Genomic DNA, 13,984 nt, shown 5'->3' with positions numbered 1-13,984 from the left:
CGCGCCATTAGAACACAGACAGAACAAAAACCGGTGGATGGTTGCGCGCTTGCGCAACTAATTTTTGGCGTTCCGCGTCTTGCTCGCGCCCCTGAGCGGCACTGCCGGTGAAGGAGCCGGGTTCGCCCAGCCCGCCATCTGCAGGCAGGTGAGCAGGTCGACATAGCTTTGTATTCCCCCTGCCGCAGCCTCGCCTTCGCAGCTTTCGCGCGCCGGACCCGGAACAGTCAGCCAAGTCGAACTTAGCTGCTGCTGCGCAAGTGTCTCGTCACGCACGCATTCGCCAGCGTCCTGCGCCAGGGCCAGCCCTGACGCCTTGTCGTCAGCGGAAACATCCCTGCAAAGGGCTTCGACGTTGAAAACGGGCACACGGTCGGAAATCGGTATCGCGGGCTGGCCAAGAAGCGATAGTGCCAAAAATGCTGCTTTCATAAGATCCCCTCCCTTGAAACGGGTTGGATGCGGCAGCTTGAGGGAAGGTTAGGCCCGGTTTGTTTCCGGCTGGCTTCGCCGGGCCGGCAAAGAGTTTCGTCCCGTCCTTGCCCGGCAGCGGATTGTGGGCTTCCCGATTGACGCCGGTCGTAGGGATGCCGAGCCTGTCCTGCAGACATTTCCGGCCATGGAACCGCGGGAGATAACCGCCGCAAAAAGACTGAAAGTGGCGCGCTCGGAGAGATTCGAACTCCCGACCCTCGGAATCGAAATCCCAAAAAACCAAATTCCAGGGCTGTCTTGGCTCGTCCAAGCCGGTCCACGTAACCCCTTGATCTAGCTGCCCCTTTGATTGACGCCCGGTCCAGGCCTGTCTTAAACAGAACAGGAACGATCACGCCAATCTTGGTGCAAAAGTTTCCCGGGGAAACCGCGCGCCGAACCCCGGAGCCGGAATCCGATGCCCCGTTTCACCGACCGATACGTCGCCTCGCTCAAGGCCAAAGGGACCGAGCGCTTCGAGGTCAAGGACGACGCCTGCAAGGGGCTGGCGATCCGGGTAACAGCTTCCCGGAAGACCTTCTGCTTCCGCTTCAAGCGTCACGGGAAGATGCAGCGCATCACCCTGGGGGAATACCCGATCATGACGCTGGAAAAGGCGGTGCTCGCAGCCAACCGCCGATATGCCGATCTGCGCGAAGGCCGCAACCCGATCAAGGGAGCCCAGCTCGAAGCGGCTGAGGCTATGGTCGGCGCTGATGAGCTGACCTTCAACCGGCTGGCCGACCGCTACGTTAACGAATACGCGAAGCCCCGTAAGAAGTCGTGGAAGGACGACGAGTGGGTGCTGAAGCGTGCGAAAACCGAATTCGGTCCTCGCATCGTGTCGACCATCACCCGCAAAGAGCTGGTCGTCTTCCTTCGCGGGCTCGCCGCCACCTCGGTGCGCAACGCCAACAAGACCCAGGCGTCCATTTGCACCATGTACAATTGGGCCAACCTCGAAGACGAGACGATCATTAACCCCCTCGCCCGCATTCCCAAGGTTGGCGGAAAAGAGCGCGAGGAAGACCGCGTTCTGAGCGACGACGAACTGAGGGCCGTTTGGCCTGCCTTCGTCACCCCGCCCGATAATGTCTTCTCAGTCGCCGTAGGGATCGCCGTTCGCCTGATCTTCCTATCCGCACAACGCCCGTTGCAGGTCTCGGGTATGCGCCTTGACGAGCTGATCGACCTTGACGGCCCCGCGCCGCGCTGGGACCTGCCCGCGTCCCGAATGAAGCGCCCCAAGCCTCACTCGGTCCCGCTGAGTGCTGAAGCCGTGCAGCTCATCAAGCAGGCACTTGCGGAGAGACTGTACGAAGATAGCCCCTACGTCTTCCCGTCGACTCGGGGCAAAGGCGACAAGCCGATTGATAGGCACGCCCTGTCGCAAGCCGTCCGCCGACTTCGACTGAAGCTGAAGATGGCCGAGTGGTCGCCCCACGATGCACGGCGATCAGCCACGACGTGGGCTCGCGCAATGGGTATCCCGCGAGATACAACGGAAGCGCTCACGCATCACGCCATTGTCGGCAGCGGCAAAACCTATGATCGATACGACATGCAAGCTGAGAAGCGGCAGGCAGTCGACGCAATCGCGGCCTACGTCTCCAAAACGCTCCAGCCGAAGAACAGCCAAGCTAAGGAGGCGGCTTAAAGGCATCGTTGCTTACCGAGCCCACTCCGCCAAGTGAGGAAATTCTCGTTCAATCTCTTCGAATGTAATTTTCGTTTGGAAATTGTCGAGATGCGGAGCGTATTCAGCCCTTTTTCCCTCGCTGAAGAATATCCCTGTCGAAGCATCATGATGCGGCAACACCTTCGGCGGCGGCTTGTCTACCCAGCATTCTGCTCGCAACGGATAACCTCGCGCCTGAACGCCATCTGCCTTAAACTTGTCTTTCGGCTGTTTGATCTCAAAGTGAATGGCGAACCTTCGAGAGCCCCCGTCATCCTCAAACATTGCGAGGATGTCCGTTTCCTTCCCGCTGCATCCTAGGCAACGGCACCCCTCAGTGAAGTAAAACCTCCACCACTCTGCCGTTGGATTTTTCCGGTAGGCTTGCATTTCCTTGTGGAGAATGCGGGCGTCAGAAGAACTTGAAAATTTGGATTTCGACAAGACCCAGCGCCGGAACTCGGCGTCCTCTACCAGACTCCGGGCTATGGGTGCGGCGTATTGATATTCGATGGAGCCATATTTCATTTCAACTTCCGATTCCTATTTCTCTCAAAATTGCATTTTCAGTGTGTCGCTCTGCCCCTGCCTCGCAATGTCGGCGGCTGTCGCAGCCTGTCGTGTAACAGTTCCTCATAAAAACGTTGGCGCCTCAGCGTGCCACCTCACAAGAGCTTCCATATCGACTATAATGAGCTTGTCCGATAGTTGGGCCGACTCCATCGCTTCGTCGGTAAACGTGGATGTCGTCACGACGTAACCACGCAGAGCCGTCTGCTCTTCGATGACGCCTTTGAATTGTTGGATGGTAGGTCGACCGACCTTATTGTCACTCGAATTTCGTTTGCATTGAACGATGATCAGACCATCGGGGTGGATGGCAAAGCCGTCGACTCCGAAGTCATTTGACTTTCGCGTCGCCCACGCCTCAAAGCCCGCAGCTTCGAAGAAACTCATAGTATGCCGCTCGAACTCGAACGGGTCCATGCTGAGCAGATAAGCCCGAAGCGCTAGCTCCTCCAACGGAACGGTGACACGAGCGGGGTCCATTGGCTGCTCTTTCATCGCAGCCTTCATTTGCGCACTGGTGCGGCGCAATCGCTCGTCTTGGACAATCGCGTCAATGATCTCGGCGATGTGGGGGCGTGCTTCGGGGGTCGTAACAACCGCCTCGATTATCGAAGTGATACCCGCTGTCCCGAGAAAAATGAGTAAGAGTACCGGAACCCCGAGAGCCCCGCCAAAGGCTGCAATACCGGCAGCGTGTCCACCGACCAGGGGAAGTGAAGCCAGTGTCGCGGGCAGAGCGATCTTCATCGGAAGCGGAAGGTCTGATTTCCGGTAATTGGAAACGGCTTCAGAAACACTTTTTGCAATCGCGGAGACGGCCGTTCGCGAATTGATGAGCGTATTTAGCTTCTTGAACTTCTCGATTGGACGCAGGTCGCTTGCGAGCACAGCGCGCGAATCGCTAAGCCATTGAATGGCGAGTACCCGATCTTCGGCCCGCGTGGTGTGCCTGATCGCCGCAGCAAAGCAACCAACCAGCCACTTCTTGATGCCTTCTGTGATTGCATCGAGCATTGCCGCTTCCTTAAGGTGGTGACCGTCTTTATAGTGGCACCCGACGCACTAGCCAAGGGAATCGGCATGAGAACAGCATTGATACTAATAATCATTTTTGGCGCCCCTTGTGCCGTTCACGCCGAAGACAGCGCTCCTAGCAGACTAGACAGCATCACCAAGTCGGCGCGGGACATGATGCCTTCGATGCCGTCTGTCTCTTTGCCGTCAATGCCGGACCTATCGCTTCCCGACCTGTCCGACCCATCCGGGAAACTAATGGCAGAATTCAACTCGTTCACCCAGCAGGTTGGCGACGCTTTGCCCCTGCTCGAACAGATGGGCTATGAGGTCACCACGTTTAAGGTTACTTGGGGCCTCCCGCCTAAAGCTCGGTTGCGACTAAAGTCCAGCGGCAACACCGACCCGCAGAAGGTAAGTGCTATCGCCGCAAAGGCCCCGAGCAATGGCGTATTGGTATCGGCTCTAATCAGCAGCGCGGTGACGGCTAAGCGTATTCAGAGCACCATGAAATTGGGGACGGCCTTTCTCGATGTAGACTTCGCCGTCCCGCCGCGCGTGAATATGAAGTTTGTCAGCGCGAAGGAAGGCAGCAAAGAGGAACCACGCGACCTGGACGACTTAGAGTTCGCCTGTAAGAACTGAGACCCTTCACCGCGAGCCCGCGTCGTCCGAACAATCGCCCGGCTTGCCGCCCTGGTTTATGCAGGCCCGATACAGCCACGGCACAACGTAGCTTCCGGCCCATACTCCTCGCCCCGCGTGATCGGCTTCGCGTTGCGCGCTGTCGTATTTGCCTTTGGAGTAGCGCGGCCAATCGAACGCGAGCCCGCCACGGACCAGCCATTCCGCAAGATCAACGCTGCCAACTGAGCAGGTTGCGACCGTACGCCCATAGACATCACGCCCAACCGGCTCGCAGCTAACCGGCCGCCGCGCAATGAAGGCGTCCAGCTCGTTTGCTGCTTTGGCGCCACAACGATACGGCAAGCTGTCGTCGCCTCGGCAGAGCTGCGAGCTTTCAGGAGCATCAATGCCCCATAGCCGAATGCGGTTGCCGTGAATTTCGAGCGTGTCGCCGTCGATGATGCTTGCCTGTCCGATCAATTCACCAGCAGTCGCCTCGTGGATAGCGAAAGCGGATGCTAAAAGAGCTACGGCTAGTCGCAAGCGCTGCATAATGTCAGCGAAGCTCCGACATGAGGCACTCGTTCATGACGCCGAAGTCGAGGAGTTTTGGTCCCCTAGGATCGCGAAGAAAGTCATACGGGGGAAAACGTGACTCGCGCTGGAAATCGCGAGCCTTGATTTCACAAATCGCAAACTTTTTGCTTCCAAGAGTGTCAGCGTACTCGGTCAGTTTTAGGTACTTGTTGAACTGAATACCCTTCGCGGAAACGCACTCCTTAAGTGCGTCTTCGCCTCGCTGTTGCGGTGGGTTATTGGCAAGCGCTTCAGCGCAAGCGACGTAGATCATAGTTTTGTTGTACAGAACAAAGGCAATCGCTGAGTCCCCTTCCGCAGCCCGCTCGGCGGTCAGGGGCGGCACTTTATCTCTTATCTTGCGCTGGCGCTCTTTTTCCGCAGCCTCCTTAAATTGCTGAAGGTCTGCGTAAGTCGACTTTCTGAGCGTCTCGTAGAGCGCGTCGGTGTCGAGCACCTCAGCAGCGAAGCAAGCGGCAACATGAAAACTCACCAAGCTAAAAACTGCGATTCCTCTGAAAAGCTGCGTCGGCAATAGTTCACCCCCTGGATTCGCGCGCGGTTTAATTGCTCCCGTCGTGCACGCTTGACTAGCTTAGAACATAGTGCGAACATTGCCTAGTCCCCCTGTCGCCCGGATTTCTACATGCCTGAGGCTGCCGTTTCCAAGCTCCAGTCGGACGCGCTAGCGTTGGAAGCTGCCGCCGATCAGGCAATAGCGGCTTGCGGCGGTGACGCACGCGAAGCCGTGAAGGCGCTGTTGATTGCGAACGAGTTTCTAGAGCGCGAGATGGAAGAGCGGGTGTCACGCGGGTACATTCGCGGCGTGAAGCATGGCAGGTTCAATACGTATTCGGGATAAGTGTCGCATGGGAAACGACGTAGTACCTTCCGAGGGTGGCGGTTTTCTTGATCAACTCAACCTTCCGAAGATTGTGGCTGGTCCAGCGGGTGAGGCTATCTCGCGCTTAATCGGCGGCGCCGTTGACATTCCGGCCGCTTGGCTCGCGAGCGTTACACAGCGAATAAAGGACAAGACAGAAGCTAGAAGCGTGGTCAGCAAGGCCGTCGCCGATGCCGCTGCTAGTCTTGCAAAAAATGATCCGGAGGTAATTCAGCGTGCCGCACATTCGCTTTTGACCAAAGAATTGCGGCACCAGACGAACCGAGAGGAAATCGCAAGGAAGACAATCGAATATTTGGGCGAAGATCCCCCAGCGCAAACAGCGAAGCCGGACGACGATTGGCTGAACGTTTTTGAGCGTTACGCCGAAGATGCTTCCTCGGAGCGGCTCCAAGATCTTTGGGGTCGGATTTTTGCGGGCGAGTTGCGCAAACCGAAGGCATTCTCTTTGCGGACCCTACGATTTGTCGCCGAGTTAGACGAGAACGTCGTTGCGTTATTCGAAAAATGGTCACCCCGCGTTGTCAACGCAGATTTTATAGCATTCCCGTCCCAACATGGAGTTGAGTTCACCGAGCTCCTTCAATTGGAGGAGTGCGGCTTGATTACTGGAGCGACCGGTTCATTGAGTAAGTCGTTCGATGCAGGCAGCCTACCGGATGGGCAGATCGCTAGCTTTGGTTTTCAGTTCAAGAAGCATCTGTTGTTGGTGCATGCTCGCGCGCCTGTTAACTTGCAGGTTCAAAATGTACTACTAACCACCATCGGACGCGAGATATACGCGATCACGCGCACGCCAGCAGCGATGGAGCCAGTCCAAGATTTCGCCAACCGTCTTCCGAAGCACAATCTCTTGGAGATCGTGTGCTATCCCTTGGAAGGTGGCGCAGCAGGGCGGCTTTGGTCGAAGCCAGAAGAGCCAAGCTCCGTAAACCAAACGCCCGCCGAACGTGCCTAGTTCGGCTGAGTGTTTGGAGCGCCCTTCGACGCTTCGATGGAAGGGTGAAGCACGGCAGGTTCGATACGCATTTCGGCTAAATTAAACCGGCATGCCTTTCGGTGCATGCGCCCTAACTGTTCTTCTTTCTTGCCGCTGCTTTCAACTTCTCAACGCTCAATCTCACCGCTGCCAGCGCAGCGCGCCTTCTCACCTCTTCCGGCCAGTTATCCGTGGGCTCCCGCTTGGGCGCGCGGGGCGGACCTTGCAGCCGACACTTCTCCACCAGCGCTTCGATATGCCGTCGCGTTGTGAAGTACTGCCTGCCGATCTTGAATAGCTCAAGATTGCCCCGTCTGTGCTCGGCTTTGAGCGTTGCGATCGATATCGTATTATTGAAGATCAGCTCGCAGACTTGTTTCAGCGAGAGAGGTCGATCAAGCTCAGACACGCTAGGATCACGCATCGCGCTGAACTCAGCTAGGGAGATTGTTGGGTGCCGCCTTTGATGCTTCATCGAAAGCGCGCCCTACGTCGCCCAATTCGGGGTTGAACTCGATATCGATCCGACCATTTTTCCCTTTGCGGACGGTGACGAGATGGCGGCGCCCCTCATCGAGAGCCGCAGCCAGCTTCTCTTGCATCTGCTCCGTATCCAAGCCTCGACCCCATACATGCCGGGTAACGACCAACCCCATAAGCCGCTCTAGATCGGCGGGCACTCGTTGACGATCACTGCCCGCTCGATTTGACATGAACACTCCTGAAACCACTCAAACACGCCTGCAAGACTGTAAGACTCTTCGACTGCTGGATCACCGGGCAGTGGCCCCGCCACCATCAGCACGAAAGACCCATCCGGCTTTCGGTACATGCGATCCTCAAGCTCAAACGATTCTAGCGTCACCGGATGCCAATCGTCGTAGTGCCGCGTAGCGATCAGTTGCATTCCCCGCCCCTAAAGTTGGAATGCTTTGTCTGTTGCAAAGGCGGCGATTGCCGTCAAAGGGATTATTTCGAGGGCAATCGCGTTTGGTGTTAGATGTAGGTGACGAATCTCACAGCTTCAGGCGTCATACCTCACGAGCCCCGAACATGCGGCACGCTTCGGGTACCGTGTAAGCAACTCTCTCGCGGGCTTCTTGCCGAGGCACCTTTCCAGAAATAAGGGTCCACAATAGGTAACTACTGCCTGCACCGCAAAGCTCGGAATGAACGTCTTGCGCGATGCTGCCCAGGCGAGCCCGGGCAAGATCATGTCCGGCAACGAGTCGATCAACACAAGGGCGTCAATCGAGTTCTGACAGTCGCGCAGCTTTACGAGTGCCGGGACCAAGATATCTAGGGACGGCTCGTACGTTGAGCCCTGCCGTGGTGCATACTGAATACGCATCGGTCTTCCTTATTGCCCTGATGTCCCTGTGTTGGCGCTAGGCTTGGTGCCGTTGTCGCCAGGGCCTTGCATGCTCGTGCCGAGCTTGCCGTTCAGCGACATGTTCGCAACGCTCTCCGCGCGCTGCACAAGCCGCTGAAAGTACGCGCTCGGGCTAAGCTCGACTTGCACGTTGTTGTGCACTTCGGCCGATCCTGTGACGGTGCCGGACACGCTGACATCCTTGAAGCCCGACGACTGACCGATTGAGCGAATTGAGTCCTGCCAGCCGCCCGACGTGAGGCCGCCATCACCACCCTCCCGGAGATATCGACTCGACGGCCCATCCAACATCGTCGGTTGAAATCTATCGAACCGCCCGGGCTGCGGCACAAGCGTATTGTCCCATATGCTCGCCTTCCGTCGCTGCTTCTCGATAGCGTTCGCCACAGCCCATTCAGGATCGGCCCAATCGGCGATGTTATTGTCGAGCTGCTCGTCTGTGCTCGTGCGGATGCTCTGTTGCTGAAAGTACAGCCCGGCTGCCGTTGCAATTGCCGCTGTCGCGCCGGTCGCAGCGGTTAGAGTACCGCCAACCAGAGGCACAACACCTCCCGGTGCTCCGCTCGGAACGCCCGGCACCGCTGCCCGCGCTGCCAGTACTTGTAGCGCAGCCGACGCAGAATTGACGCTGCCGATGAACGTCACCACGCTGTAGGCCAACCCGCCGCCCGCCGCCACGGTCGCGATACCTGCGAAGATGCCAGCGGCCCTTTGCGCCTCGGGACTCAGATTGGTAAGCGCGGTCGTCGCGGCGTTCGCCGCATTGGTGACGCCCGTCAGCCAACCTTCGTTGGCCTTCACCATCGTGTTGGAGAGTGCTTCGGTGGAGGCCGTGAGCCTATCGACCGCCGCCGCTAGGCCCTTGTTCATTTCGTCGGCGACTTTCTGCGCGTAGCCGCCTGCATGCCCCAAGTCGCCCTTGGCCTCGTCGAATTTGTCCCGCTCTTGCAACAGCGCAACGCCGCGCGCACCTTGCTTGTCGCCCAAGAACGCCTGCATCAGCATGGGGTTGCCGGACTCGATGATACGATTAAGCAGCGCCTCACCTTTGAAGCCCTGCTTCGTAAAGTCGAAGTATTCGTTCGCGGCCTTGGCGAGGTGGCGCTGATCGGTCTTTGAGAGCTTATCGCCGCTCGCTTCAGCCGCGTTCGCTACCATCTCGGTAAACTTGCCGCGATCCGACAATATTTCGTCGCCGTGCTCTTCGAGCTGCGCATTGATGCCTGCGATAGCCTCTTTGCTCAACCGATTGCCGAACGTCCGGGCCATCTTGTCGCTGAGCCCCTCGCCGGTCACCAAGCCGTGCGCGGCGAAATCGTCAATTTTGATCCCGTTTTGCGCGAGCACTTCCCGGCCCTTGCGCGTGGGTGCCATCTCGCGGGCGTAGAGCTGCCGAGCAAACACGCCTGCTTCAGAGCCAACAATGCCGCCACGGCGCAAGGCCATACCCATTGCAAGATTGACTTCGGGCGAAACACCAGCCGCATTCGCAGCCGCCGCGCTGTACTTCGTGAACTCCTTTACATCCTCGAACGTCATGTTCGATTTCTTCGTCGCTACGGCGGCGAGGTCGTTAAGGTGCGTCGCCTTCCGCTGAGCGTCGGCGGGACTATCGAAGTGAACGCCATACTGAGAGATCATCGACTCCATCAGCTCAGCGTTCTGTTCGGGCGTGACGCCCATCGCCTTCGCACCGATAGCCGTGGGACGCGTGATCGCGAGGTTGGTCGCGGCGTCGTACTTCAGACGCCCGAACGTCTCATGTGCCTTTTGAGTCGCTTCAACGGTCGCGCCGTAAAGCGAGGCCAGCTCATTCTGTTGCTTGCGGAGTGCCACCATGTCACTCTCGCTATAGCCCGTGCGGGCCTTGATCGACGTATCTTCCCGCAGATAGGGCAGCGCATGCTTGATGGCGTCAACGCCCCCGTGCACGACCTTCATCGCGGCGTAGCCCGCGACAGTCGCTGCAATCGCCTTGTGCGCGGCGTGAACCTGATGCAAGAAGCCAAGATGCTTCTGCGCTGCGGCGTTCGCCTGATTGAAGCTGTTAGCGTACTTGCCGCCCAGGTTGCCGCCATCCAGCTCCCTTGCGGCTTTCTCGGCCTGCTTCAAAGTCGCGATCAGCTCACGGACCTTCGGACTCGCGAGATCATTCGCGGAAATTGTGGCTGTTACGGAAGGATTACTCACTATCCCATCCCCTTATTTTGGTTGCGGATGAATTTGTCGAAATCCGCGAATAGCTCGTAGTATCGAATTAACTTGCGCAGCCGCATCGCCTCGACGCTACGCACGTCAAGGCGATTGGCACTGATTAGCGAGGCGATCAGATACCGGGCTGTTCGGAAGGGTTTTTATCGGGCACCAATTCTAGGATGATATTGGTGATGGCACCCCGTAACCGCATGAAGTCTGACACAGACAAGTCCGACAGAATAAGATCGTCGACGCCCGTCATGTCCGCCGCGAACTGCAACATCGACTTATTGTCGTAGACATATTCGTGACTCTCGGTTTCGCCCTTGTCGTTCTTCACCGGCCGGATCGTAAACGGGTCACCGTGCTTAACGATTAGCCGCGCCTTCGGCGTTCTGAGGTTAAGTTCATTGACGACGCCATCATGGGTTTTCAACGGCGAAGACAGCTTGAACGTTGCGGTAGTCATTGAAGGTTTGATCCTGTCAGATGTTGGCGGGAATGAGTTTCGACGTGTCGACTTCGAGCTGTGCGAGAAATCGACTGAGCGGCGCGCCCGTCGTAGCGTGCGTGTCGAGCGCGTATTTGAGCTTCTTGGCTTCTGCGGTATGCCCTTGCCCATTCATCTGAAGGGCGTTGAATCTGATCTCCGCGAGCCGTCTCAGCTTCTCGGGCTCGACGTTCGATACGGCCGGGGCCTGTTTCGGCGCGGCGCTTTGCGGCTGCGCCCAGCCGCGATCACGATTGAATGCCTGCATGCTTGCGGCGATCTCGGCACGTCGCGCGGAGCGCGGGTCGTCATTGGTCGTCATGGTTTCTTCCGTGGCTTGTTCGGTTTCGATGGGCAGGCCGCGCAGGAACGCGCGGGCTTGCTCGACTGTCAGGTTTTCGGGAGTGCGCGACGTAAGAAGCTCCGCAGTCGCCGAAGGTCGTTCCGTAGCTTCCGCCAGTGTCATGATGGCTGCACGCCAACGCCTTGGACCGTCCGTCTCGCGGATTGAGCCTCGCTCGCGAACGGAGAAGCCCGCATCGTGCGCTGTCTCGCGAGACACGACCGTGCCACGAGGCAGAACAACGTTATCTTCCTCGTGGGGGTGCGGGATCGCGCTCTTTTCGGTGTCCGGCCAGGGAATGATGCTGAAGCCTTTGGCGATTGCTTCTTCTCGTGTCGTAATGTAGCCGTCCGGCAATATGACACGGTGATCCAACAGTGAATGCGGGTGAACCCACGCAAACTTGCTCGAATTCATTGCTCTGTCCTCAGTATCGACGGCGCGGCCAGCCGGTGGGCACGTAAGGCCCGACGCGCACCGCGCGGCCCGTGTTGATGCCGGACTCGCAGATGACTTCGAGTCGGCGGATTTCGTGCTGTAGCGCCTTCGTATCGGCGCGATGGTAGACTGACCGTCTGCCGTTAAACTGCACCTCTTGACGCGCCTTCCCGGCCAGCAGTTGATGGTACGCTGCGCGAAGTTCAGCCAGCAAAGCACATGGGTTATCAGCGGGGACAGCGCCCCCGCTGGGATTGAAGTTGTTCATTTCGTGTAACCTCTACTTTGACGACGTGTCGTCTTCGGGCGAGAAGTCTTCCCGGTTCTTAGGAACCGGATACGGCAGGCCCGCCGCTGTCAGTTGATCCTTCTCGGCCTTGCGCTGAGCCGTAACCTCTTCGAAGTCATACCCGCGCTCGCCAAGCTTCGCCTCAAGAGTTGCAAGCCCGTTCTCCATTTCCAGAATATCGGCTTGCGCCGCCTTCAAGGGGTCGGCGACCGGCTTGCCTTCGCCGCGCCAAACAGCGTTCGCGTAGGCGTCCGACGCTTCCCAAAACGCAGGGGCTCCCTTCGGGAGTTTAATGCGTCCTGTCTCACAAGCCTCTTCCAGCCACGCAACGAACGCCGCACGATAGAACGGCTCGACGATTGCCGCCCGCCTCCGCTTGTTAATCCGCCACGGCAGCTCCTGAGCCAAGCGCGCTGCGCTGAACGACGTGTTCGCATAGTCGCCACTGGCATCTTCATAGCTGCCGCCCGCCGCCTTCGCTGCCTCGCGGCTGAGCGACTTGTCGAAAGCGTCATATGTCGAATTGGGCGACTGTGCTCGATGCATGACCAGCTTGTCACCCCTCATCATGTGAGTGACGACGCCGGGTTGAAGGTTGATTTTCACACCTTCATCGCCGCCGTAATAATCCGTCTGCGCTTTCGCCCACGCTTCCATCGACACGCCAGGGGGAACCTGCACGCCCAACGGGTCATCGGTCGCGATAGTCTTGAACGCAGCCTCACGCGGCAAGTCCGACTCAACGGTCGCGGCAACCATGCTCTGGACGAGAGCAGACGCCAAGGCGAACTCTTGATGCGTCTTCTTGGAATGCGCAGAGGTAAGCGCAGCCGCCAAGGGCGAGATACCCCGAATCTGCCCGGGCGCGATAATATCGAAGAGATGCCCGACGCGCGGACGGCCCCACGACGTGCGGGCCTTCACAAAGATAGCCTGCGGCGCGGTGTTGAAGTTGCCGAGAACGAAAGGCCTGATCCAATAGCCTTCAAGTCTGCCGGTCTTATCGAACTGCACGCCCTGCATAACGCTGCCGTTGTTGTTTCCATCGGCCACGCGCGTGATGCTTTGGTCAAGTTGCCGAGCATCAAGCAAGTTGACTTTGGTGCCGGTAGCCGCCCCAGCCGCTCGCTTCCAGTCGAGCAGAAAAACCGTCTCTCCCGTGAGCAAGAACGACTTAAAGGCGGCAGTCGCCAATTGATGCAGCGTATGCCTGCCCGACGCGTCGCACTCGACGGGGTTGCTCGCCCACGTCGCCCATGCCGTTTCGATCTGATGCGCGAGCGCGCGGGCCTCTTCCGGGGAAATGCCTAGCGCGTCGGCGTTCGGTCGGGACGACAACGTGAGTCCGGTCCCAATTGCGTACGTCGCGAACGTCTCGACCAGGGCGGCAACGATCGGATTCGAGAACAAAAGATCAAGATTGATAGACGCGACTAACGAGCGCTCGCGGCTGATCTCACTGCCGGGCGTCCCCCAACTCGGCTGCCAGCCGTTGAGATACCCCGCAGTAAAGGGCCGTGCGTCATAGCGGCGCGCCCACACGATTGAGGGCCGGCCATCCGTACCATCCATGATGCCCGCTTGCGGGGCGAACGCGCCTTCAACGGGCGCTAGAGCGTCGGGCTTAGCTGCCCCACGCCAAAGCGCGCGAACCTTATCGGTGAAACCCATTTCTTACTCCCGAGCGCGGGCTGTTTTAGTCCAGCCCTTTTCAGCATTGAGCGCCGCGATGCTGACTTCGATCTCTTTCAGTCGGGCAGCTTTCGGGTCGCTTGAGATGTCGACCGTAGCCGCACTGAGGCCGATCTGCCCTTCTCGGTCCATTGCTTGCAGGTACGGATTTGCGGCCGGAGGCGCTTTCGCCAACAGACGCTTGGCCGTTTCGACATCCAGCCCGGACTCTGCCATCTCAAGGGCAAGATCGGGATTGCGTCGGCCTTCGGCGCTTGTGAGGATTCCTGTGATACGCAGCCGCTCGCTCGTGATAGCTGCGTTCTCCTCGCCGGTCACGAC

Annotated in this window: 18 protein-coding genes; 4 read left to right on the top strand and 14 right to left on the bottom strand. The window is 58.4% G+C overall.

Going from position 1 to position 13,984, the window contains the following annotated elements; all coding sequences use genetic code 11:
- Positions 1 to 57 precede the first annotated feature (57 nt).
- A complete protein-coding gene (locus tag AXW67_RS23835; RefSeq protein WP_063679824.1) occupies positions 58 to 432 on the bottom strand; it encodes a hypothetical protein in 375 nt (124 codons plus the stop codon).
- 460 nt (positions 433 to 892) lie between these two features.
- Here AXW67_RS23835 and AXW67_RS23830 point away from each other — a divergent pair, with 460 nt between their 5' ends.
- The gene (locus tag AXW67_RS23830) at positions 893 to 2,131 is read left to right on the top strand and encodes a tyrosine-type recombinase/integrase (protein ID WP_063679823.1); all 1,239 of its coding nucleotides are present in this window, start codon (positions 893 to 895) and stop codon (positions 2,129 to 2,131) included.
- Positions 2,132 to 2,143: 12 nt separating this feature from the next.
- Here AXW67_RS23830 and AXW67_RS23825 read toward each other — a convergent pair whose 3' ends face one another.
- Entirely contained in the window at positions 2,144 to 2,680 is a 537-nt protein-coding gene (locus tag AXW67_RS23825) for a hypothetical protein (RefSeq protein ID WP_063679822.1), read from the bottom strand.
- Positions 2,681 to 2,785: 105 nt separating this feature from the next.
- Entirely contained in the window at positions 2,786 to 3,736 is a 951-nt protein-coding gene (locus AXW67_RS23820) for a restriction endonuclease (protein WP_063679821.1), read from the bottom strand.
- A 258-nt stretch (positions 3,737 to 3,994) separates the two neighbouring features.
- Between AXW67_RS23820 and AXW67_RS23815 the strand changes: the two genes are divergently transcribed.
- A complete protein-coding gene (locus AXW67_RS23815) occupies positions 3,995 to 4,381 on the top strand; it encodes a hypothetical protein (RefSeq protein ID WP_145927820.1) in 387 nt (128 codons plus the stop codon).
- A 6-nt stretch (positions 4,382 to 4,387) separates the two neighbouring features.
- Here the strand turns inward: AXW67_RS23815 and AXW67_RS23810 are convergent, their stop codons facing one another.
- Both AXW67_RS23810 and AXW67_RS23805 read right to left on the bottom strand, forming a co-directional pair.
- Positions 4,388 to 4,915, bottom strand: coding sequence for a thermonuclease family protein (locus AXW67_RS23810; protein ID WP_063679819.1), 528 nt, complete (start codon positions 4,913 to 4,915; stop codon positions 4,388 to 4,390).
- A 4-nt stretch (positions 4,916 to 4,919) separates the two neighbouring features.
- Positions 4,920 to 5,474, bottom strand: a complete 555-nt coding sequence (locus AXW67_RS23805) for a hypothetical protein (protein ID WP_063679818.1) — start codon at positions 5,472 to 5,474, stop codon at positions 4,920 to 4,922.
- 111 nt (positions 5,475 to 5,585) lie between these two features.
- On the opposite strand from AXW67_RS23805, the gene AXW67_RS23800 reads away from it, so the two are divergent.
- Both AXW67_RS23800 and AXW67_RS23795 read left to right on the top strand, forming a co-directional pair.
- Positions 5,586 to 5,801 (top strand): hypothetical protein, encoded by a 216-nt coding sequence (locus AXW67_RS23800; protein WP_063679817.1) that lies wholly within the window; start codon positions 5,586 to 5,588, stop codon positions 5,799 to 5,801.
- A 7-nt stretch (positions 5,802 to 5,808) separates the two neighbouring features.
- Complete coding sequence (locus AXW67_RS23795) at positions 5,809 to 6,801, top strand: DUF2806 domain-containing protein (protein ID WP_063679816.1); 993 nt, start codon at positions 5,809 to 5,811, stop codon at positions 6,799 to 6,801.
- A gap of 112 nt (positions 6,802 to 6,913) precedes the next feature.
- Here the strand turns inward: AXW67_RS23795 and AXW67_RS23790 are convergent, their stop codons facing one another.
- From AXW67_RS23790 to AXW67_RS23750, 9 genes are all read right to left on the bottom strand, one after another.
- Positions 6,914 to 7,231 carry a hypothetical protein gene (locus AXW67_RS23790; RefSeq protein ID WP_145927819.1) on the bottom strand — a complete coding sequence of 106 codons (318 nt, stop codon included), beginning with the start codon at positions 7,229 to 7,231 and terminating at the stop codon, positions 6,914 to 6,916.
- 25 nt (positions 7,232 to 7,256) lie between these two features.
- A complete protein-coding gene (locus AXW67_RS42815; RefSeq protein WP_161491282.1) occupies positions 7,257 to 7,424 on the bottom strand; it encodes a hypothetical protein in 168 nt (55 codons plus the stop codon).
- Positions 7,425 to 7,486: 62 nt separating this feature from the next.
- Positions 7,487 to 7,729 (bottom strand): hypothetical protein, encoded by a 243-nt coding sequence (locus AXW67_RS23780; RefSeq protein ID WP_063679813.1) that lies wholly within the window; start codon positions 7,727 to 7,729, stop codon positions 7,487 to 7,489.
- A 453-nt stretch (positions 7,730 to 8,182) separates the two neighbouring features.
- The gene (locus AXW67_RS23770; RefSeq protein WP_145927818.1) at positions 8,183 to 10,405 is read right to left on the bottom strand and encodes a phage tail tape measure protein; all 2,223 of its coding nucleotides are present in this window, start codon (positions 10,403 to 10,405) and stop codon (positions 8,183 to 8,185) included.
- A gap of 136 nt (positions 10,406 to 10,541) precedes the next feature.
- Positions 10,542 to 10,880 carry a hypothetical protein gene (locus AXW67_RS23765; RefSeq protein WP_063679810.1) on the bottom strand — a complete coding sequence of 113 codons (339 nt, stop codon included), beginning with the start codon at positions 10,878 to 10,880 and terminating at the stop codon, positions 10,542 to 10,544.
- Positions 10,881 to 10,896: 16 nt separating this feature from the next.
- Entirely contained in the window at positions 10,897 to 11,661 is a 765-nt protein-coding gene (locus tag AXW67_RS23760) for a hypothetical protein (RefSeq protein WP_063679809.1), read from the bottom strand.
- 10 nt (positions 11,662 to 11,671) lie between these two features.
- A complete protein-coding gene (gene gpW / locus AXW67_RS40795; RefSeq protein WP_082908018.1) occupies positions 11,672 to 11,950 on the bottom strand; it encodes a gpW family head-tail joining protein in 279 nt (92 codons plus the stop codon).
- A gap of 12 nt (positions 11,951 to 11,962) precedes the next feature.
- A complete protein-coding gene (locus tag AXW67_RS23755; RefSeq protein WP_063679808.1) occupies positions 11,963 to 13,642 on the bottom strand; it encodes a phage portal protein in 1,680 nt (559 codons plus the stop codon).
- Positions 13,643 to 13,645: 3 nt separating this feature from the next.
- A complete protein-coding gene (locus AXW67_RS23750) occupies positions 13,646 to 13,981 on the bottom strand; it encodes a hypothetical protein (RefSeq protein ID WP_145927817.1) in 336 nt (111 codons plus the stop codon).
- Positions 13,982 to 13,984: the final 3 nt, after the last annotated feature.

This window comes from Bradyrhizobium neotropicale, from assembly GCF_001641695.1.
Taxonomy (GTDB): Bacteria; Pseudomonadota; Alphaproteobacteria; order Rhizobiales; family Xanthobacteraceae; genus Bradyrhizobium; species Bradyrhizobium neotropicale.
This window is presented reverse-complemented; position numbering and strand designations above follow the sequence as displayed.